Raw genomic sequence first — 22,097 nt, 5'->3', positions numbered from 1 at the left:
AAGTAAAGAAAGAACTCGATAAAGGGAATATGAAAAAAGGAGATGCAAGCGCATCTCCTTTTTGTTATGTTACATTTCTCTAAACAATCCAACAACTTTACCCAATACTGTAACGTTATCTAAATAAATAGGTTCCATTGTATTGTTCTCTGGTTGAAGTCTATATCGCGTTTCCTCTTTGTAAAAACGTTTAACTGTAGCTTCATCATCTTCTGTCATTGCAACTATGATATCACCATTCTCAGCGATTGATTGACTACGTACGATTACTTTATCGCCGTCTAGTATACCAGCTTCAATCATACTATCGCCGACAACATCTAATATAAAGATATTGCTATTATGTGTTGATGTGAAATGTGCAGGTAATGGGAAGTATTCCTCTACATTCTCTACAGCCGTAATAGGTATACCTGCTGTAACTTTACCGATAACTGGAACGTGAATGGTGTTCTCTTGGTTAACGTTCTCTCCGACTGTTTCTGTGATTTCTATTGCTCGTGGTTTAGTTGGGTCACGTTTAATGTAGCCCTTTTCTTCTAGTCTTGATAAATGACCATGTACAGTAGAGCTTGACGCTAAGCCGACTGCTAAACCAATTTCACGTACGCTAGGCGGATAGCCTTTCGTTTGTACTATATGTTTGATGAATTGATATATTTCAGATTGACGTTTAGTTAATTCTTTCATAGTCGCACGCTCCCAATTAATTATTTAAATTTATTATAGCACATACGTTTCCTTTGAACAAACATTTGTTCGTATTTTTATTGACTACGAACAGTTGTTCTGTTATTATAATAATACAAACAAACGTTCTAGGAGGAATTGAGTATGACAATTACAATTAAGAAGACAATATTAGTGTATATAGCAGTATTCTTCATGACTTTATTAATTGGATATTTATATTTAGCTCAGTCTAATGATCTTTATAATACAGAACAAACGTACGAAATGACCGATCATCAAATTAAACAACAAAGCGATAAACAACATAACCATATATCTGATTCCAATACATTAGTAGGGTCAATAGATTGAATTTAAACACGAGTAAATCCATTTGGATTTACTCGTGTTTTTTGGTATCTTTTATGTATAAAGAAAGTGGGGATATTATGCTAGATAAAGCAAAAATAGAAAGAATTAATGAATTAGCGAACAAAAAGAAATCTGAAGGTTTAACAGATAGTGAAGCTAAAGAACAAACAAAATTACGCGCTGAGTATTTACAAGCTTTCCGCGGTAATTTTAAAAATACAATCGAGAATACTAAAATCATTGATCCAGAAGGTAATGATGTAACTCCTGATAAAGTAAAAGAAATTCAAAAAAATAATAATATAAGAAAGTAAGTATAAATTAAGTAATAATAATTAATTTTTGAAAAAATTTCATGTATAATGAAAAGGGATTACAAGAATAAAGGAGACTACATTTATGTTTAACGAAAAAGATCAACTTGCAGTAGATTCAATCCGTGCTTTAAGTATAGATGCTATTGAAGCAGCTAACTCAGGACATCCTGGTTTACCAATGGGTGCTGCGCCTATGGCATATGCATTATGGACTAAGCATTTAAATTTCAATCCACAATCTAAGAACTATTTTAATAGAGACCGTTTTGTTTTATCTGCTGGTCATGGTTCTGCATTACTATATAGTTTATTACACGTTTCAGGTAGTTTAGAACTTGAAGAAGTGAAAAACTTCAGACAATGGGACTCTAAAACTCCTGGACATCCAGAATTTAGACATACTGATGGTGTAGAAGTTACAACAGGACCTTTAGGACAAGGTTTTGCAATGAGTGTTGGTATGGCGATGGCTGAAAAACACTTAGCAGGTAAATTTAATAAAGATAAATACGATGTAGTAGATCATTACACATATGTTTTAGCAAGTGATGGTGACTTAATGGAAGGTATTTCTCATGAAGCAGCTTCATTAGCAGGTCACTTAAAACTTGATAAATTAATCACATTATATGATTCTAATGATATTTCATTAGACGGTGAATTAAATAAAGCATTCTCTGAAAATGTTAAAGAAAGATTCACTTCATATGGTTGGAGCTATATCTTAGTTGAAGATGGTAATGACTTAGAAGCTATTGATAAAGCGATTACTGAAGCAAAAACATTAGAAGGCCCAACATTAATCGAAGTTAAAACAGTTATCGGTTATGGTGCGCCTAATAAAGCAGGTACTAATGGCGTGCATGGTGCTCCATTAGGAGAAGAAGAACGTGAATTAGCATTAAAAGCATACGGTTTAGATCCTTCTAAACGCTTTAATGTACCTCAAGAAGTATATGATATCTTCAGTGAAACAATGCTTAAACGTGCAAACGAAGACGAAGCAGCATGGGAAAAATTAGTCGAAGCTTATACAAATGATTATCCAGAATTAGGACAAGCATTTAAACAAGCCATTTCTAATGAATTACCTGTTGATTATGATAAAGAATTACCAGTTTATGAAGCTGGAAATAGCAGTGCCACTCGTGCGGATTCAGGTGAAGTGATTCAAGCATTAAGTAAATCAGTACCTGCATTCTTTGGTGGTTCAGCTGACTTAGCCTCTTCAAATAAATCAAATGTTAAAGATGAAGCTGACTTTAGTAGTGAAACACCTGAAGGACGCAATGTTTGGTTTGGTGTTCGTGAATTTGGTATGGCTGCTGCAGTTAATGGTATGGCAGTACACGGTGGTGTTAAACCATATGGTGCAACATTCTTCGTATTCAGTGACTACTTGAAACCAGCTGTAAGACTTTCAGCAATTATGGGTGTACCTTCAACATTTGTATTCACACATGATTCAATTGCTGTTGGTGAAGATGGCCCAACACATGAACCAGTTGAACAATTAGCTGGATTAAGAGCAATTCCTAACTTAAACGTTATTCGCCCTGCAGATGGTAACGAAACAAGAGTAGCATGGAAAGTAGCTTTAGAATCTGAAACGACACCAACAGCTTTAGTGTTAACAAGACAAAACTTAACAGCTTTAGATGTTGAAGAATCAGTGTTAGAAGAAGGTGTTCGTAAAGGCGGATATGTTGTATATCGTTCAGAAATCGAACCTGAATACTTACTACTAGCATCTGGTTCAGAAGTTTCATTAGCTGTAGATGCAGCTAAAGATATCGAAGCACAAGGTAAAGGTGTACAAGTTGTATCATTACCTAACTGGCATGCATTTGATCAACAAGATGCTGAATATAAAGCATCAGTATTACCAGCATCAATCACTAAACGTGTAGCAATCGAAATGGCGTCTTCTCTAGGTTGGCATAAATATATTGGCATTGAAGGAAAAGTCATTACAATTGATACATTCGGTGCAAGTGCGCCTGGCGACTTAGTAGTTGAAAAATACGGATTTACAAAAGAAAATGTATTAAACCAAGTATTAAGCTTCTAAAGAATCTTAAAAAGCCTCATCCAAGAAACTTGGCTGAGGCTTTTTCATTTTAAACATTAAGTTTCATCTTGATAAAATGTAATGAATTTAGTAAACTTTTATAGGATACAGAAAGTGGGTGAAATAATGGCAACGTGGTTAGCAATATTATTAATCGTCGTGGCATTAATCGGTGGGCTTGCACTTGGATTCTTCCTTGCACGTAAATATATGATGGATTACTTGAAAAAGAATCCACCAATTAACGAAGAAATGTTACGTATGATGATGATGCAAATGGGTCAAAAACCATCTCAAAAGAAAATTAATCAAATGATGACAATGATGAATAAGAATATGGATCAAAAAATTAAATAATCTTATATTAATCATAAGTAAAAATAAAACGTATAACCGTGATATTTTTAAACGAGTCTCAGACGTACACAACAGTCTAAGGCTCGTTTCTTATTTTGTTTAAGTTTTCACTTATTGTTCAAATAAAGGTGTTTTAACTTAATTGTTATTTGATAAAATAGAATATGAGTGAGAGGGGGATCATTGTGGAAATCACAGTATTTGTAGCTTTTGGTGCAGGCATATTAAGTTTCGTATCTCCTTGCGTATTACCCATTTATCCAGCGTTTATTTCTTATATAACAGGCATGAGTTATGACGACATCAAAACTAAAGGACTTAGTCGTAATGCAATTTTACATACGATTATCTTTTTGCTTGGTTTTAGTGTTATATATATGATACTAGGAATGGGTATAGGATATATTTCTGGTATGCTGATTAATTACCAAACGTTAATCAGGCAATTAGGTGCCATTATTATTATTGTATTTGGTCTCATTATATTAGGTGTATTTCAACCACAATTTCTAATGAAAGACCGTAAAATAAATTTCAAGACGAAACCCACAGGTTATATAGGTACTTTTCTTATAGGTATGGCATTTGCTGCAGGATGGACACCTTGCAATGGTCCAATTATTGCAGCGATTGGTACGTTAGCTGCTACTAATTCATCACAAGCATTACTTTATATGTTGTTATATGTATTAGGATTCAGCATTCCATTTTTCATACTGACATTCTTTATAACTAAATTACAAATTATTAAAAAGTACAATGTTGCTATCATGAAGTTTGGTGGTATAATTATGATAATTATGGGAATATTACTGTTCTTTGATTTATTAACGGAGATTACGATATTCTTCCAATCATTAGGTTTAAATTAAATATTATTGATATTTCGTACTTATAAGGGGTTTTAGATATGTATTTCCTTTTTTCATTTGTAATAGCAGCTTTAATGGGATTGGCAGTTATTGTTGTTAGAATGAAAGCACAAAATTATCCAACGAATGCTAAAAAGATCGTATTACCGCCATTTTTTATGGCTACAGGTGCATTGATGTATGTTGTACCGTACTTTAGATTAAATGGCAGTGAAATTATAGAAGCAATTTTAGTTGGTTTGTTCTTTTCTCTATTTCTTATCTTTACTTCTAACTTTGAAGTTAAAGGATCAGAAATTTATATGAAACGTTCTAAATTATTTCCGGTTATTTTAATATCGTTATTAATCATTAGATCAGTCGGTAAATTTTTCTTAAGTGATTCAATCGATCCAGGTCAATTAGCAGGTATGTTTTTCTTACTCGCATTTAGTATGATTGTACCTTGGAGAATAGCCATGTATGTAAAATATAAAAAATTAAAAGACCGTATGCCAATTGTAAATTAAAAAAACAACGCACATCTCAATTATTGAGTGTGCGTTGTTTTTGCATTTGAAATTTCTTCTCTATGATCAAAGATAGAAAATTTATTCTTCTCATCATCAGCTAATTCGAACAATTTTAAATATGGTGTATAATCTATATTAAGTTCGGTTAGCTTTTTCTTCATGAATTTGTGATCTCTTTTTGGTGTTGCTACGATATATCCTCTCATGATATGGTCAAGTTCGATTGTTGTGGCATGTTCTTCTAAAGCAATTTTAGAGACACGTCCACCTATCTTTTCTTTCGCAACATCCCTAAATAATTCTGGAACAGGTGAAACGAGTTCGTTTAATAAACTACGTGCTTCATCATTCCATAATGGTAAAGCTTTATTAATGTAGTAGTCTTGCCAATCAAGTTCACTCATACCATTATCTTTAGGCATACGTTTTAAGAATTTACGAAACATAAAGAATCCACCGATTGCAAGTAACGAAATAAATACGATGCACCATAAAATAATAAAAAATATAAATGCGTTACTCAATGAAATCACTCCTTAGATTTAGTATAAATGAAGCGTTTCAACCTGTCTAATAAATATTATAAAAGGAGCTTTAAAATGAAAATTTTACATACTGCTGATTGGCACATTGGTAAAACCATCAATGGTCAATCATTAATAGAAGATCAAAAGTTTATACTTTCAAAATTATTCGATGCAATTAAAGAACATCAACCAGATATTGTTGTCATTAGCGGTGATTTATACGACTTACACTATCCCAATAAAGAGTCGATGGTTATTCTTGAAGATGCGCTTTCAACAATCAACTTAGAACTTAACACGCCAGTAATAGCTATAAGTGGAAATCATGATGGTAAAGAACGTTTAAACTATGGAGAGAGATGGTTCGAAAAAACAGGCTTAAAAATTATTACGGGATATGATCAGTTACTTGAACCTATTAAAGTGAATGATGTCAATATATACGTAATGCCTTACTTTACACCTGCTGATATTAGACATGTGTTTGAAGTAAAAGATATTCATACACATCAGGAAGCGACTGAATTTATTGTTCATAAAATGAAAGAAGTTATAAAAGAAGATGAAACGAATATTTTAATAGGTCATTTATTCGTTGCTGGTGGTGAATCGACAGACTCTGAAAGACCATTATCTATCGGAACAATAGAGACAGTCAGTGCCGATACATTTGAAATATTCGATGCTGTATTATTAGGTCATTTACATCACCCGTTTGCGATAAAGTCCGATTACATATTTTATTCTGGAACACCAATGCAATATTCATTTTCAGAGGCAAATCAATCTAAAGGATATAGACTATTTGATTTTGGTCATAAATCATTTAAAGAGTCATTTATTCCAATAGAACCTAGAAGAGCATTTCAAGTGATACAAGCAAGTTATGAAGATGTCATACATGAAAAATTAGACATTAAACATCGTGAAGACTATTTTCACTTTAAATTGTCTGATATGGACCATGTGACAGATCCACTTATGAAGATAAGAAGTATATATCCTAATACACTTCAAATATCTAGGAGAGATTATGAAGTTGCAAATGATGAAATAGATGTGGATGTTCATACTTTGACGGATTTAGAAATTATTGAATCATTTTATGATCATGTAACGGGTGAACCGTTAGAAGGCATAAAAAAAGAAAAAATCATCGCATTGTTAGAAAATGATTTAAATAAGGGGGCACGAGAATAAGATGAGACCTTTATTATTAAAGATGCAATATTTTGGACCATTTATAAATGAGGAAGTTGATTTTACACATTTATCTAAATCACAATTATTTTTAATCTGTGGAAAAACGGGGTCAGGAAAGACGATGATCTTTGATGCGATGGTTTATGCTTTGTTTGGTAAGACATCGACAGAATCGCGTGAAGAAGTTGATTTGCGAAGCCATTTTGCTGATCCTAAGTTACCTACAAAAGTAGAATTTGAATTTGAAATTAAAAACGAGCAATATAGCGTCGTAAGAACTGTGAAATACATTAAAGAAGGTAATAAAAACCCAACGAATGCAACTGTTGAAGTATATAAAAAAATAAATGATAAGTGGTCATTAGAAACGAAAAGTATTAATACAAGCAATGATTATTTAAAAGCGTTATTACATATGAATGTTAAGCAGTTTAGACAAATATTGATTCTTCCTCAAGGTGAATTCAAACAGTTTCTCGTTTCGAACAGCACAGATAAAAGAAGTATATTAAGAACACTATTCGATAGTAATCGTTTTGAGTCGTTACAAGAACAATTAGAACTAGAAATGAAGAAAGAAATCGCATTAATCGAAAGTCACTATCAAAAAATTACACAATATTTAAATGACATGCATGATTTTGATGACGAAGCGTTACAAGAACATAAACAAGTTGAAGGCTATCGTTATGAAGTGATTCAAGATGCATTAACGTCATATGAAGCGGTAGGACAAGAAAAGTTAAAAGAACTAACAGATTTGAAAGCTAAACAGCAGCAACAAGTTAGTGAAATTGAAAATGTCTTTGAACAGGAGAAAGCATTAAAAGGAAACTTTGAAACGTTACAAGTTAAAGAAGCAGAATTAAATCAGTTGAAAAGTGAAGAGAAAGAAATCAATGATTTAAAGAAACAAGTTAAATACTTAAAAAGTGTACAGTCTTTAACATATCAATATCATCAACTTAAAGATAAAGAAACTAACCATACAAACGAATTAAAAAATGATGAAGTACTTCAAAAACAAATAAGTGATAATGCACAACAATTAGAATCAATTGTACAACAAATAAATGCTCTGCATAAAGAACATAAACAAATCGAAGAATATAGAGCATTTGTTCAAAATACTAAACATATAAAAGTAAATATAGATAAATATATAGAAGCAGAACAAAACCTGGTAAAACATAAGGAGAAACAAAAAGCACTAAATAATGCAATTGAAGAAGACAAGAAGGAAACAGAGCAATTAAATAGTAAACTTGGACACATTACTTATGACGAACAAGATGAGCAAAATCAATTAAAAGAACAAGAAACAATGAAGTTAACATTACAAGGTCTAGAAACAACACAAAAACTGTATGCAGATAAACAAGTGTTGGAAGAGAAAGTACAAGTATACAATCATAAACTAGTAGAATATGAAAATGAAAAAACGTCACTCGAACAACGTATTGATGCCGAAAAGACGTTTGATATATTGAATGTGGAAGATGAAATATTGAAACTTCAAAAGCATGTTCATAAAGGTGAAGATTGTCCTATATGTGGATCAATCATAGAAACAATCAATGGAGATGTTGATTTTGAAAGCTTAAAACAAGAAAAAGCGAAACAATTAGAAGTTGAACAGCAGTTACAAGAAGTAAATCAACACATTACGACTTATAAAGAAAGAATTAATTTGACGAATGAACAATTAAACAAGTTAAGTAATGTATATGATGTACAAGAAGATATAGCATCATTAAACGAAAGTGTTGAACAAATTGTAAGTAAATTAAAAACTTATCAAGAGAATCGTCAGCATATTCAACGTCTACAAAAAGAAATAAATGCTGTAGATAAACAGATAACAGAACACACATTACAATTAAATGATTTAAACCATAAAATATCTACATATGAAAATGATTTAGCGTACTTTAATAAAGAGACGGGGTATACTGAAGTATCATCATTTGTTGAACGAGTTAATACGTTAGAACAAACATTATCTAAGTTTGATCAAAGTATGAAAAAATTAAATGAACAACAAGAACAATATCAAAATGATAAGCAAACATTACAAATGCAACATGTTACGGTTAAAGAACGTTTATCTATGATTGAAGAACAAATTAAATCTACAAAAGACTATTTAAGTGCTGAAATGAACAAACATGACATTTCTTCATATGCTCAGTTAGATGAGTTGTTATTACAAGTAGAGGATATTGATCGATTAGAAGAAAGTGTTCAGCAATATGACAAAAAGTATATAGAAGTTGAAGCGGTCGTTAAAGAACTTAGCAAAAAAGTAAGAGATCAAGAAATGCCTGATATCACTAATACGGAAGAACAATTAGTAAGTGCTAAAGATTCTCTAAACAATTTAACGAAACAATTGAATCAACTGCAATTAAAGGTTGAACAAAATGACCAAAAATCTAAAGCGATTCTTAACGTGATAGATAAGATTAATCAAGACCTTAAAGAACAAGAAGAAATGATTGATTTATCGAGAATTTTGAATGGGAAGAATAGCCAGAAATTATCATTGGAGAATTATGTGCTGATTTATTATTTAAATCATATATTAGATAATGCAAATAGACATTTTCTTAAAATGACGAATAATCGCTATCAACTCGTGCGTAGAAAGGAAAAATCACAAGGGTTAAGTGGTTTGGAAATAGAAGTGTTTGATAGATTTTCAAATAGAACGAGACATATTACATCATTATCAGGTGGGGAAACATTCCAAGCTTCGTTGTCGCTAGCGATAGGATTGTCGAATGTTGTGCAGCAAGAAGCGGGTGCCATCCATCTAGAATCGATGTTTATTGATGAAGGCTTTGGTACATTAGATGCTGAAACTTTAGAAACTGCGCTCGATACACTCGTTAATATCCAAATGTCCGGTCGTTTAGTCGGTATTATTTCTCACGTATCTGAATTAAAGACAAGAATTCCAACCATATTAAATGTAAACAAGAATGGATTTTTAAGTACAACGGTATTTTCGAATAATTGAATGACACATCAAAGACATAAATAGATTAAATTACGTATTTAAGTTGAGATTTTTATTTGATATATTTTAACTAATAGAGTTATGGGAGTGTTAGGATGAAAAAGGGAATATTTCTAATATTGGTTGCAAGTATGATGATAATGAGTGCATGTAGTAATAACGCGATTGAACCAGACAGTCAATTTGGCAATAAAATGCAGTCATTCAATGTAACTGATCAAGATGGTCATAAATTTTCGCAAAAAGATATGAAAGGGAAAGTGTATATAGCTGACTTTATCTTTACGAATTGTGAAACAGTATGCCCACCAATGACATACAATATGAGTACTGTTATTGATCAACTTGAAAAAGATGGCGTTAAAAATTATGGGGTATTAAGTTTTAGTGTGGATCCAGCAAATGATACACCGAAAAAACTTAAAGATTACGTTAAACAATATAATGTACCAGATAATAAATGGACGCTATTGACGAACTACGATTTCAAATTTATTAAACAATACGCACAAGATAACTTTAAATCAATCGTGGCGCCACCACCTAAAGGTAGTACTCAAGTCACACATGGTACAAGTTTCTATTTAATAGATCAGAATGGAAAAATTATTAAATCATATAGCGGACAGGATGCTGGGGATAAGAAGTTCCCTAAATCTGAAATTGTAGCTGATGTTAAAACATTAGTAGAAGAAGGTCCAGTAGAAGATTAATAAACATTTAAAAAACCATCGATTATTGAACAATCAATAATCGATGGTTTTTTAAATATGTAAAACTTACTTTTCGCGTAAAGCGTCGCGGATTTCTGTAAGTAATACAGTTTGTTCGTCAACTTCTTCTTCTTCTTCGCCTTTTTTCATAATAGTATTTGCAATTTTAATGAATACAAATAGTGCGAATGCGACGATTAAGAAGTCAATGATAGATTGGATGAATAGACCGTACTTGATACCCATTAATGACCATTTTTCAGCGAAGTCTACTTCTCCAAAAATTAATCCAATAAGTGGCATTATGACGTTCTCAACTAAAGATGTAACAATTTTGTTAAAGGCAGCACCAATAACAACGGCGATTGCTAAATCTAAAACGTTACCTTGCAAAGCAAAGTCTTTAAATTCTTTTAATAATGACATATTAAACACCTCCTTATCGAATTTTATCATACATGAATATAGCATAAAAAGAAATAGTCAATTTGATTTTAAGTGTAATATTTGTTAAAGTGTTGAATGTTGCTGTTTTCATATAGCATTTATTTGAAAATATCACGAATAAAATTAGTTAAAACGGGAATACATAATTAAAAGTTTGTTATTTTGAAAGGAGTATGCAAATGTCAAATTCGCCAATTCAACCTAACGGCAGAAAATTATCAAATGTTTTTACAGCATCAGCAATTGTAATTGGTATTATCGTAGCAATAGGTGCGATTTTCCCTACAAAATTTGGTGATGTTACAAGTGATATCAGTAGTTGGATTTCTACATACTTTGGTTGGTACTACATGATTATCACAATAGGTATGGTGTTCTTCTGTGTGTTCATTATATTTAGTCCAATTGGTAAACTGAAATTGGGTAGACCACAGGATAAACCAGAGTTTAACACTGTATCATGGTTTGCAATGCTATTTAGTGCTGGTATGGGTATCGGTTTAGTATTCTACGGTGCTGCTGAGCCAATGTCACACTACTTATCACCACCAACAGCAAGTCCAGAAACAAAAGCAGCAATGACTGAATCTATGCGTTCAACATTCTTACATTGGGGCTTCCATGCATGGGGCATTTATGGTGTAGTAGCTTTAGCACTTGCTTATGCACAATTTAGAAAAGGTGAACCAGGATTATTATCTAAAACTTTAAGACCTTTATTAGGTGATAAAGTGGATGGTCCTATTGGTACAATTATTGACGTGTTATCAGTATTCGCAACTGTTGTAGGGGTTGCCGTTTCATTAGGTATGGGTGCTTTACAGATCAATGGTGGATTAGAATATTTATTTGGTGTTCCAAATAACATTGTTGTTCAAGGTATTATCATCATTATCGTAACAATATTATTCCTTGCAAGTGCATGGAGTGGCTTAAGTAAAGGTATTCAATATTTAAGTAATACAAATTTAGTTTTAGCTTCATTATTATTAATTGTTACTTTAATCCTAGGACCTACAATTTTAATTTTAAACATGTTTACATCTTCAACAGGTGCATTATTCGATAGCTTTTTATTCAACAGTTTCGATGTAGCGCCATTAAGTGAACAAAAAAATACTTGGTTAAATTCTTGGACACTTTATTACTGGGGTTGGTGGATGAGTTGGAGTCCATTCGTAGGTATATTTATTGCCCGCGTTTCTAGAGGTCGTTCTATTCGTGAATTTATTCTAGGTGTTATGCTTGTACCAACAATCATTAGCTTTATTTGGTTCAGTGTATTTGGCGTAACAGGTATTGAAGTAGGTAAGAAAGCACCAGAAGTATTCAAAATGTCTACTGAAACGCAATTGTTTGGTGTGTTTAATGAAATGCCAATGGGTATCGCATTATCTATATTAGCTTTAGCGTTAGTATGTATATTCTTTGTAACTTCAGCTGACTCAGCTACTTTCGTACTTGGTATGCAAACAACTCATGGATCATTAAATCCATCAGGTATGGTAAAAGTAATTTGGGGTATCGCGCAATCATTAATCGCGTTTGTATTGTTATTATCAGGTGGAGATACTGGATTAAATGCACTACAATCAGCAGCAATTATTTCAGCATTCCCATTTAGTTTTATTATCATCTTGATGATAATTGCATTCTACAAAGATGCAAACCAAGAAAGAAAATATCTTGGATTATCGATTACACCGAATAAGCATCGTATGAAAGAATATGTAGAAAAATCTAAACGAGAATATGAACAAGAATTAAAAGAACAACGTCGTTTAGCAAGAGAAATGGAAGATTAATAAGTGATGGGCTGAGACAAATTGATGTCTCAGCCTTTTTTATTTATAGTTGATAATCATTATCAATTAATAACTAAAAATTATGTATATTTGAAAATACATAAGTAAAACTTATAGCATCCTATTATAAACTTGAATGATAAATATATTCATTTTTAAGCGCAATGTATTGTTTTACTAAAGTATTGATTATACAATTGTATATGAAGCATTAACTTGCACAATTTTAAAGGGGGAACTAATAATGAGCTCAAGTTTAAAAGAACAATCTAAAAAATCTTTTGAATTGAACGGCAAAACATACACGTTTTATAGCTTAAAAACATTAGACGAATTAGGTTTATCTAATGTTGATAAACTACCTTATTCTATTCGTGTATTATTAGAATCAGTATTAAGACAGTTTGATGGACGTGTCATTAAAGAAGAACATATTATGAATTTAGCAAAATGGGGTAAATCTAACGATGCTAATGCAGAAGTACCATTTAAACCATCACGTGTTATTCTACAAGACTTCACAGGTGTACCTGCAGTTGTAGACTTAGCTTCTTTACGTAAAGCTATGGATGATGTTGGTGGAGATGTATCTAAAATCAACCCTGAAGTACCTGTTGATTTAGTTATTGACCACTCTGTACAAGTAGATAGCTATGCATTACCAAATTCATTAGAAATGAATATGAAATTAGAATTTGAACGTAATATCGAGCGTTACCAATTCTTAAACTGGGCAACAAAATCATTTGATAACTATCGTGCTGTACCACCAGCTACTGGTATTGTTCACCAAGTTAACTTGGAATACTTAGCAAGCGTTGTACACATTAGAGAAGAAGAAAATGAATTAGTAACTTACCCAGATACTTTAGTAGGTACTGACTCACATACAACAATGATCAACGGTATTGGTGTATTAGGTTGGGGTGTAGGTGGTATTGAAGCCGAAGCAGGTATGCTTGGACAACCTTCATACTTCCCAGTTCCTGAAGTTATCGGTGTTAAATTAACAAACGAATTACCACAAGGTACAACAGCTACTGACTTAGCTTTACGTGTAACTGAAGAGTTACGTAAAAAAGGTGTTGTAGGTAAATTTGTTGAATTCTTTGGTCCTGGTGTAGAAAAATTACCATTAGCAGACAGAGCAACAATTGCTAACATGGCGCCTGAATATGGTGCTACATGTGGTTTCTTCCCAGTAGATGATGAATCATTAAGTTACTTACGTTTAACTGGACGTTCTGAAGAACAAGTTAATGTCGTAGAGAAATACTTAAAAGAAAACAATATGTTCTTCAATGCTGAAAATGTAGAACCAACATATACAGATGTTGTAGATCTAGATTTATCAACAGTTGAAGCATCATTATCTGGTCCTAAACGTCCACAAGATTTAATCAAATTAAGCGACATGAAAAAATCATTTGTTGATTCAGTGACTGCACCTGCAGGTAACCAAGGTCATGGTTTCGATAAATCAGAATTTGATAAATCTGTAGATATTGAATTACAAGATGGTACGAAGACTGCAATGAAGACTGGTGACATTGCAATAGCAGCCATTACTTCTTGTACAAACACTTCTAACCCATATGTAATGTTAGGTGCAGGTTTAGTTGCGAAAAAAGCAATCGAAAAAGGCTTAAAAGTACCAGATTACGTTAAGACTTCATTGGCACCTGGTTCAAAAGTTGTTACAGGTTATTTACGAGATGCTGGATTACAAGAGTATTTAGATGATCTTGGATTCAACTTAGTTGGTTATGGTTGTACAACTTGTATCGGTAACTCAGGTCCATTATTACCTGAAATTGAAAAAGCGATTGCTGAAGAAGATTTACTTGTTACTTCAGTATTATCTGGTAACCGTAACTTCGAAGGTCGTATTCATCCATTAGTTAAAGCTAACTACTTAGCATCACCACAATTAGTTGTTGCTTATGCCTTAGCTGGTACTGTTGATATCGATTTACAAAACGATCCAATCGGTAAAGGATCTAATGGTGAAGATGTATACTTAAAAGACATCTGGCCATCAATTGAAGAAGTTAGAGACACTGTATTATCAGTTGTTACACCTGAATTATTTAGAGAAGAATACAAAACAGTATTTGAATCTAATGAAGTTTGGAATCAAATTGAAACGACAGATCAACCATTATATGACTTTGATCCAAGTTCAACATATATCCAAAACCCTACATTCTTCCAAGGTTTATCTAAAGAACCAAAAGATATTCAACCTTTAAGTGATTTAAGAGTAATGGGTAAATTTGGTGACTCAGTTACAACTGACCATATTTCTCCTGCAGGTGCAATCGGTAAAGATACACCAGCTGGTAAATACTTGCAAGACCATGATGTAGCAATTAGAGACTTTAACTCATACGGTTCTCGTCGTGGTAACCATGAAGTTATGATGAGAGGTACTTTTGCTAACATTCGTATTAAGAACCAATTAGCACCTGGAACTGAAGGTGGATTCACAACTTATTGGCCAACAGAAGAAGTAATGCCTATCTTTGATGCTTCAATGAAATATCAAGAAAATGGTATTGGTTTATGTGTGCTTGCTGGTAATGACTACGGTATGGGTTCTTCTCGTGACTGGGCAGCTAAAGGTACAAATCTTTTAGGTGTTAAAACAGTTATTGCTCAAAGTTATGAACGTATTCACCGTTCTAACCTTGTTATGATGGGTGTATTACCTTTACAATTTAAAAAAGGTGACTCAGCAGATAGCTTAGGCTTAACAGGTAGAGAAGCAATTTCAGTAGATATTCATGAAGGTGTTAAACCACGTGATATTCTTAAAGTAACAGCTACAAGCGAAGATGGTAAAGTTACTGAATTTGAAGCTTTAGCAAGATTCGACTCTGAAGTTGAAATTGACTACTACAGACACGGTGGTATACTACAAATGGTATTAAGAAATAAATTAGCACAATAATATAAAGCTAATTTATATAAGAGCAGTAGATATTCTTTGTAAATTGAATGTCTACTGCTTTTTATATAAACATTAAATATATGTATATAAAAGAATATAATCACAGGCGTAATTATATTTATGTTATGATTAGGTTAAGGAATTTAGAAAGAGGGATTGAATCATGATTTATAGTGAAACACCAATAGATGTTAGATATGCAGAGACGGATAAAATGGGCGTTGTTTATCATGCAAATTATGCCATTTGGTTTGAAGTAGCAAGAACAGACTACATTTATAAAGCAGGATTTAGTTACGCAGATATGGAAAATGCAGGTATTATTTCTCCTGTTGTTGATTTGAATATTACTTATAAAAAGTCTATAACATATCCAGAAAAAGTTATCATTAAAACGTGGATTTCTTATTATTCACCAATAAGATCAATTTATTCTTACGAGATATTAAATGAACAAAGAGAAGTTGTGTCAACAGGATCTACAACACATGTATGCTTGAAAAAAGGTTCAAACAGACCAATTAGACTAGATAAAAGTTTCCCTGAATGGCATAATGCATATTTAAAAATTCACGAAGAAACTGAACAAGGTGTAGACCGTAAACTATAATAAATAAGCAGATGTGTTTCGCTAAATACACGAAATACATCTGCTTTTATAGTTTATCTTGAAGCTTTGACTTCATATTTAATTTCTCCATTGTCATTTAAATCAATTACTAAGTCATTATCATCGAAGTACCATAAATCTTTTTCATCAATAAAAAATGGAATATCGTTTTTCACGTCTTTAAAACCAACTTCAGAAGAACTTAAGTCTTCTACAGTAAATGCGGGTGAGAAGCCTTGTTTTAACTGAAATTCACCGCCGTAACGAACGAAAAATCGTAAGGCTTGATCATCATTGAATTCTAATTCGTCTTTAAACCATTCGATAGCTTTTTCAGTAATTTCTAAATTCATAGTGCATTCTCCTTTACATCCATTTGATTTTTGGTTCTTGTCCTTTGAATATTCTTATAATATTTGATTGGTGTCTGACGAGTAGTATAACCAATATTGCAATAGATACGATTAGGAATGGTATATCACCAATGATAATAGCACCTATAAAACAACTTATACCCGCTACAATACTAGATAATGATACATATTTAGTTAAATATAGAATTACAAAGAATATAATAGCTAGTATAATTAATAGTATCGGATGTACACCTAGAACTGCACCTGCACTTGTTGCAACGGCTTTTCCACCTTTGAATTTTAAAAATATTGGAAATACATGTCCGACTACCGCACAAATACCTACAAATATGCTAGGAATATCTACATTAAACCATATTGGGAAGAAAACTACAATAAAACCTTTGAAGATGTCTAAAAACATCACGATAAATCCAGCTTTTTTTCCTAATACTCTAAATGTATTTGTAGCACCCAGGTTGCCACTTCCAAATTGTCGAATATCTTTTTTATAAAATAACTTACCTAACACAAGGCCACTTGGGAAACATCCAACTAAGTAGCTAAGTATAATAACAACAAATGTCATTATTGAAACACTCCTTTGATAGCAGGTACTAATAGTTTACCATAACTGTATATCGGTTACTATTTAAAAATATGATATTGTCATTACAATGTAAAGGGAAATTGTACCACAATTAGGGATAGGACTTGCATTTTCTAGGGATTTATAACAAAATAACTATTGTAAAGTAAAAGAAACGAACGTACGTTTGTAGGAGGAGAAATATTGAATAAACAAGCAAAAGTTCAATATGGTGAAGATTCAATACAAGTACTCGAAGGTTTAGAAGCAGTAAGAAAAAGACCTGGTATGTACATTGGTTCAACAGATGTCCGCGGACTTCACCATTTAGTATATGAAATAGTAGATAACTCTGTTGATGAAATTTTAAATGGCTTCGGTACGGAAATCGAAGTGACCATTCATAAAGATAATAGTATTTCTGTTTGTGATAACGGTAGGGGGATGCCTACAGGATTACATAAGACTGGTAAACCAACACCTGAAGTTATATTTACTGTCCTTCATGCCGGTGGTAAATTCGGTCAAGGCGGCTATAAAACATCTGGTGGACTACACGGCGTAGGTGCTTCGGTCGTTAATGCTTTGAGTGAATGGTTAGAAGTAACGATTTATAGAGAAGGACATATTTATAAACAAAAATTCAAAAACGGTGGTGTACCTGTAACAACATTAGAGAAAAAGGGGAAAACACGTAAAACAGGTACGACGGTCCATTTCAAACCAGACTCTAAAATATTTAAAGCTTCAACACATTTTAACTTTGAAACGTTATGCGAAAGACTTCAAGAATCAGCATTTTTACTGAGAGCACTTAAAATAAAAGTAACTGATTTAAGGGGAGAAGAACCTAGAGAAGTATTTTATCACTATGAAGACGGTATTAAAGAATTTGTTAATTATTTAAACGAAGGCAAAGACGTGTTGCATGACGTTGCTATGTTTAGTGGCGAATCAAATGGAATTGAAGTAGATATTAGTTTTCAATTTAATGACCAATATTCTGAAACAATTCTAAGTTTCGTTAATAATGTTCGTACTAAAGACGGTGGAACACATGAAACAGCCTTAAAGACAGCATTTACACGTGTGTTTAATGAATATGCTCGTAAAATCGGTGAACTTAAACAAAAAGATAAAAACCTTGATGGAAGCGATATTCGTGAAGGTCTTACAGCTATTATTTCTGTAAGAATTCCAGAAGATTTATTACAGTTTGAAGGACAAACTAAGTCTAAATTAGGTACAACAGAAGCACGTGCAGCTGTTGATTCTGTAATGTCAGATCAACTTCCTTTCTACTTAGAAGAGAAAGGTCAATTATCAAAATCATTACTTAAAAAAGCGATAAAAGCATCTCAAGCACGTGAAGCAGCAAGAAAAGCGCGTGAAGAAGCTAGAAATGGTAAGAAAAACAAACGTAAAGAAACTTTATTATCTGGTAAATTAACGCCAGCACAAAGTAAAAATACAGAGAAAAACGAACTTTATTTAGTCGAAGGGGATTCTGCCGGAGGATCAGCTAAATTAGGGCGCGATCGTAAATTCCAAGCAATATTACCGTTAAGAGGTAAAGTTATTAATACAGAAAAAGCTAAACTTGAAGATATCTTTAAAAATGAAGAAATCAATACGATTATTCATACAATAGGTGCTGGTGTAGGTGCAGACTTTAATATTGAAGATAGTAACTACAACAAAGTGATTATTATGACAGATGCCGATACTGATGGTGCGCATATTCAAGTATTATTATTAACTTTCTTCTTCAAGTATATGAGACCGCTATTAGAAGCAGGTAGAGTATATATTGCATTACCACCTTTATATAAATTAGAAAAAGGTAAAGGTAAGTCAAAACAAGTTGAATATGCATGGACGGATGAAGATTTAGAAGTATTAATGAAGAAAATTGGTAAAGGCTTCACACTTCAACGTTATAAAGGTTTAGGTGAAATGAATGCCGATCAATTATGGGAAACAACAATGGATCCTGAAACAAGAACATTAATTAGAGTAAGTATTGATGATGAAGTACGTTCACAACGAAGAGTGACAACATTAATGGGTGACAAAGTTGAACCACGTAGAGAATGGATTGAAAGACACGTTCAATTCGGTATGCAAGAAGATCAAAGTATACTTGAAAGTGATGACATTCAAGTACTTGATGATGAAGTAGAATCATTAGAGGAGGAAGTTAAATAATGGTTGAACAAATTCAAAACCTTCCTTTAGAAGATGTAATTGGAGATAGATTTGGTAGATATAGTAAATATATCATTCAAGACCGTGCGCTTCCTGATGTACGAGATGGATTGAAACCAGTACAACGTAGAATATTATTTGCGATGTATAAAGACGGTAATACGTATGATAGAAACTTTAGAAAAAGCGCTAAAACTGTTGGTAACGTAATCGGTAATTATCATCCACATGGTGATTCTTCTGTTTACGATGCAATGGTACGTATGAGTCAAGATTGGAAATTGAGACATGTACTAATAGAAATGCACGGTAATAACGGTAGTATTGATAATGACCCTCCTGCAGCAATGCGTTATACTGAGGCTAAATTAAGTAAACTAGCCGAAGTGTTATTACAAGATATAGATAAAGAAACAGTTGAACATGTACAAAACTTTGATGATACAGCGATGGAGCCGATGGTATTACCAGCTAGGTATCCTAACTTATTAGTCAATGGATCTACAGGTATTTCAGCAGGTTATGCAACTGATATTCCACCGCATAATCTAGGAGAAGTCATCGATGCGACATTAAAGCTTATCGATAAACCAAGTACAACTGTAGATGAATTAATTGAACATATCAAAGGACCAGATTTCCCAACTGGCGGTATTATTCAAGGGTTAGATGGTATTAAGAAAGCCTATAAAACAGGTAAAGGTAAAATAGTTGTTAGAAGTAAAGTAGAAATAGAAAAAATTAGAGGCGGAAGAGAACAAATCGTCGTAACTGAAGTACCATTTGAAGTAAACAAAGGTACATTAGTTAAGAAAATTGATGAACTCAGAGCTGATAAGAAAATAGAAGGAATCGTAGAAGTTCGTGATGAAACGGATAGAGAAGGTTTACGAATTGCAATTGAACTTAAGAAAGATATTAATAGCGAAGGTGTTCTAAATTATCTATACAAGAACACAGACTTACAAGTGCTATATCATTTTAATATGGTTGCAATCAATAATAGAAGACCTGAATTATTAGGACTTAAACAAATTCTAGAAAGCTATATTGAACACCAAAAAGAAGTCGTAACAAGACGTTCTCAATATGAATTATCTCAAGCACAAAAACGCATGCACATCGTCGAAGGTTTAATTAAAGCATTGTCTATTTTAGATGAAGTTATTGAAACAATTAGAGCTTCTAAAAACAAACGTGATGCGAAAGAGAATTTAATTGCGAAATATGAATTTACTGAAGAACAAGCTGAAGCAATCGTGATGTTACAACTTTATAGATTAACAAATACAGATATTGTTTCTTTAGAAAATGAATTTGATAAACTCAAACAAACTATCGAACGCTTAAAAGATATTTTAGAAAATGAAAAATCATTATTTAAAGTCATTAAGAACGAACTTAGAGCTGTTCGAAAAGAATTTGCTGATGAACGGTTAACTGAAATCGAAGAAAAAATCGAAGAAATTAAAATTGAAAAAGAAATTTTAGTTCCGAGTGAAGAAACAATCGTTTCTGTCACGCATGATGGATACATTAAACGTACTTCTAATAGAAGTTATATCGCAAGCGGTGTAGATGAGGTAGGACTCAAAGACGGTGATTACTTATTAATGCACGAAAAAATGAATACACAAGATACGTTAATTGTATTCACAAATAAAGGTAATTACTTATTTATACCCGTACATGAAATTGTGGACTTAAAGTGGAAAGATCTTGGTAAACATATTTCACAAATGATTCCAATTGATGATGACGAACGTGTCATTTCTGTTAATAAAGAAACAGATTTCAAGCCATCGTCTAATTATATTATCGCGACGAAAAACGGCATGATCAAAAAGTCTACAAATGATAAATTTAAAGCGAGCAGAATTACAAAACCACTCGTTGCCATTAAACTTAAAGGTGACGATGAAGTTGTTTCCGTACTGAAAATAGTAAACGATGAACTTATAACAGTGATTACTGAAAAAGGTATGAGCTTAACTTATGATACAGATGAATTATCCGACATTGGTTTGAAAGCAGCAGGTGTTAAATCTATCAACTTAAAAGACAATGATAAAGTTGTAATGACAGATAAATTACCAAATAATCAATCTGTTTTTATTGTGACGAATCGTGGTTCAGTTAAAAGAATGAAAGCAGAACAATTTGTACCTGCTAAAAGATCTCAACGTGGCTTAATGATTTTAAAAGAACTAAAATCTAAAGCACATAGAATCGTATTTGCTAGAACAATAGCAGAAGATGAAACATGTGTGATGATTTCAGAAAAAAATCAAGTCAAAGTTAATACTAAAGACTTTAACTTTAGTGAACGATATACAAATGGTCGATTTGTTATTGACGAAAATGACTTCGGTCACATAATTAATGCATATTTTGAAGAAAAAGCAATAGATTAAAAAATTATAGTCATAATGAATGGCACATGGTAAAATCATGATAGCGATTTATTATGACTATATTATTAGAATTGAGG

General features: G+C 32.5%; 19 protein-coding genes. 14 read left to right on the top strand and 5 right to left on the bottom strand.

The features are described from left to right. Nucleotides 1–69: 69 nt before the first annotated feature. Complete coding sequence (lexA, locus tag LQ675_RS10965; RefSeq protein ID WP_048543145.1) at nucleotides 70–690, bottom strand: transcriptional repressor LexA; 621 nt, start codon at nucleotides 688–690, stop codon at nucleotides 70–72. 144 nt (nucleotides 691–834) lie between these two features. On the opposite strand from lexA, the gene sosA reads away from it, so the two are divergent. From sosA to LQ675_RS10935, 6 genes are all read left to right on the top strand, one after another. Further along, the gene (gene sosA / locus LQ675_RS10960; RefSeq protein WP_048543143.1) at nucleotides 835–1,044 is read left to right on the top strand and encodes a DNA damage-induced cell division inhibitor SosA; all 210 of its coding nucleotides are present in this window, start codon (nucleotides 835–837) and stop codon (nucleotides 1,042–1,044) included. Between the two features lie 77 nt (nucleotides 1,045–1,121). Further along, nucleotides 1,122–1,358 (top strand): DUF896 domain-containing protein, encoded by a 237-nt coding sequence (locus tag LQ675_RS10955; RefSeq protein ID WP_025905900.1) that lies wholly within the window; start codon nucleotides 1,122–1,124, stop codon nucleotides 1,356–1,358. An 85-nt stretch (nucleotides 1,359–1,443) separates the two neighbouring features. Continuing rightward, the gene (tkt, locus tag LQ675_RS10950; protein WP_048543141.1) at nucleotides 1,444–3,432 is read left to right on the top strand and encodes a transketolase; all 1,989 of its coding nucleotides are present in this window, start codon (nucleotides 1,444–1,446) and stop codon (nucleotides 3,430–3,432) included. A 126-nt stretch (nucleotides 3,433–3,558) separates the two neighbouring features. Then, complete coding sequence (locus LQ675_RS10945) at nucleotides 3,559–3,789, top strand: YneF family protein (protein WP_025905903.1); 231 nt, start codon at nucleotides 3,559–3,561, stop codon at nucleotides 3,787–3,789. Nucleotides 3,790–3,974: 185 nt separating this feature from the next. Beyond that, the gene (locus LQ675_RS10940; protein WP_080964705.1) at nucleotides 3,975–4,661 is read left to right on the top strand and encodes a cytochrome c biogenesis CcdA family protein; all 687 of its coding nucleotides are present in this window, start codon (nucleotides 3,975–3,977) and stop codon (nucleotides 4,659–4,661) included. Nucleotides 4,662–4,699: 38 nt separating this feature from the next. Continuing rightward, complete coding sequence (locus LQ675_RS10935) at nucleotides 4,700–5,170, top strand: CcdC family protein (RefSeq protein WP_025905907.1); 471 nt, start codon at nucleotides 4,700–4,702, stop codon at nucleotides 5,168–5,170. Between the two features lie 20 nt (nucleotides 5,171–5,190). Here the strand turns inward: LQ675_RS10935 and LQ675_RS10930 are convergent, their stop codons facing one another. Then, entirely contained in the window at nucleotides 5,191–5,697 is a 507-nt protein-coding gene (locus LQ675_RS10930) for a DUF2621 family protein (protein ID WP_025905909.1), read from the bottom strand. A 75-nt stretch (nucleotides 5,698–5,772) separates the two neighbouring features. Here LQ675_RS10930 and sbcD point away from each other — a divergent pair, with 75 nt between their 5' ends. The 3 genes from sbcD to LQ675_RS10915 all read left to right on the top strand — a co-directional run bounded on the left by sbcD (nucleotide 5,773) and on the right by LQ675_RS10915 (nucleotide 10,638). Beyond that, nucleotides 5,773–6,900, top strand: a complete 1,128-nt coding sequence (sbcD, locus tag LQ675_RS10925) for an exonuclease subunit SbcD (RefSeq protein WP_239727976.1) — start codon at nucleotides 5,773–5,775, stop codon at nucleotides 6,898–6,900. Nucleotide 6,901: 1 nt separating this feature from the next. Continuing rightward, a complete protein-coding gene (gene sbcC, locus LQ675_RS10920) occupies nucleotides 6,902–9,925 on the top strand; it encodes an exonuclease subunit SbcC (RefSeq protein ID WP_239727975.1) in 3,024 nt (1,007 codons plus the stop codon). A 95-nt stretch (nucleotides 9,926–10,020) separates the two neighbouring features. Then, nucleotides 10,021–10,638, top strand: coding sequence for an SCO family protein (locus tag LQ675_RS10915; RefSeq protein ID WP_048543136.1), 618 nt, complete (start codon nucleotides 10,021–10,023; stop codon nucleotides 10,636–10,638). A gap of 66 nt (nucleotides 10,639–10,704) precedes the next feature. Here the strand turns inward: LQ675_RS10915 and mscL are convergent, their stop codons facing one another. Continuing rightward, the gene (gene mscL, locus LQ675_RS10910) at nucleotides 10,705–11,064 is read right to left on the bottom strand and encodes a large conductance mechanosensitive channel protein MscL (RefSeq protein ID WP_048543134.1); all 360 of its coding nucleotides are present in this window, start codon (nucleotides 11,062–11,064) and stop codon (nucleotides 10,705–10,707) included. 200 nt (nucleotides 11,065–11,264) lie between these two features. On the opposite strand from mscL, the gene LQ675_RS10905 reads away from it, so the two are divergent. The 3 genes from LQ675_RS10905 to menI all read left to right on the top strand — a co-directional run bounded on the left by LQ675_RS10905 (nucleotide 11,265) and on the right by menI (nucleotide 16,453). Then, entirely contained in the window at nucleotides 11,265–12,890 is a 1,626-nt protein-coding gene (locus LQ675_RS10905; RefSeq protein WP_048543133.1) for a glycine betaine uptake BCCT transporter, read from the top strand. A 244-nt stretch (nucleotides 12,891–13,134) separates the two neighbouring features. Continuing rightward, entirely contained in the window at nucleotides 13,135–15,843 is a 2,709-nt protein-coding gene (acnA, locus tag LQ675_RS10900) for an aconitate hydratase AcnA (protein ID WP_075577925.1), read from the top strand. Nucleotides 15,844–16,006: 163 nt separating this feature from the next. After that, the gene (gene menI, locus LQ675_RS10895; RefSeq protein ID WP_075577926.1) at nucleotides 16,007–16,453 is read left to right on the top strand and encodes a 1,4-dihydroxy-2-naphthoyl-CoA hydrolase MenI; all 447 of its coding nucleotides are present in this window, start codon (nucleotides 16,007–16,009) and stop codon (nucleotides 16,451–16,453) included. A gap of 53 nt (nucleotides 16,454–16,506) precedes the next feature. Here menI and LQ675_RS10890 read toward each other — a convergent pair whose 3' ends face one another. Then, a complete protein-coding gene (locus LQ675_RS10890; RefSeq protein WP_239727974.1) occupies nucleotides 16,507–16,806 on the bottom strand; it encodes a HesB/YadR/YfhF family protein in 300 nt (99 codons plus the stop codon). A gap of 13 nt (nucleotides 16,807–16,819) precedes the next feature. After that, nucleotides 16,820–17,401: a glycerol-3-phosphate 1-O-acyltransferase PlsY gene (plsY, locus tag LQ675_RS10885; protein WP_048543123.1), complete on the bottom strand. Its 582-nt coding sequence runs from the start codon at nucleotides 17,399–17,401 to the stop codon at nucleotides 16,820–16,822. A 201-nt stretch (nucleotides 17,402–17,602) separates the two neighbouring features. Here plsY and parE point away from each other — a divergent pair, with 201 nt between their 5' ends. Together parE and parC are read left to right on the top strand one after the other, a co-directional pair. Then, complete coding sequence (gene parE, locus LQ675_RS10880; protein WP_239727973.1) at nucleotides 17,603–19,606, top strand: DNA topoisomerase IV subunit B; 2,004 nt, start codon at nucleotides 17,603–17,605, stop codon at nucleotides 19,604–19,606. Continuing rightward, complete coding sequence (parC, locus tag LQ675_RS10875) at nucleotides 19,606–22,020, top strand: DNA topoisomerase IV subunit A (protein ID WP_075577927.1); 2,415 nt, start codon at nucleotides 19,606–19,608, stop codon at nucleotides 22,018–22,020. The genes parE and parC overlap by 1 nt, the downstream gene beginning before the upstream one ends. The last annotated feature ends 77 nt before the right edge of the window (nucleotides 22,021–22,097 follow it).

It is taken from the genome of Mammaliicoccus sp. D-M19, assembly GCF_022386695.1.
Classification (GTDB): Bacteria; Bacillota; Bacilli; order Staphylococcales; family Staphylococcaceae; genus Mammaliicoccus; species Mammaliicoccus sciuri.
Note: the sequence above shows the minus strand (reverse complement) of the source record. Positions and strands in the feature narration are given on the sequence as shown.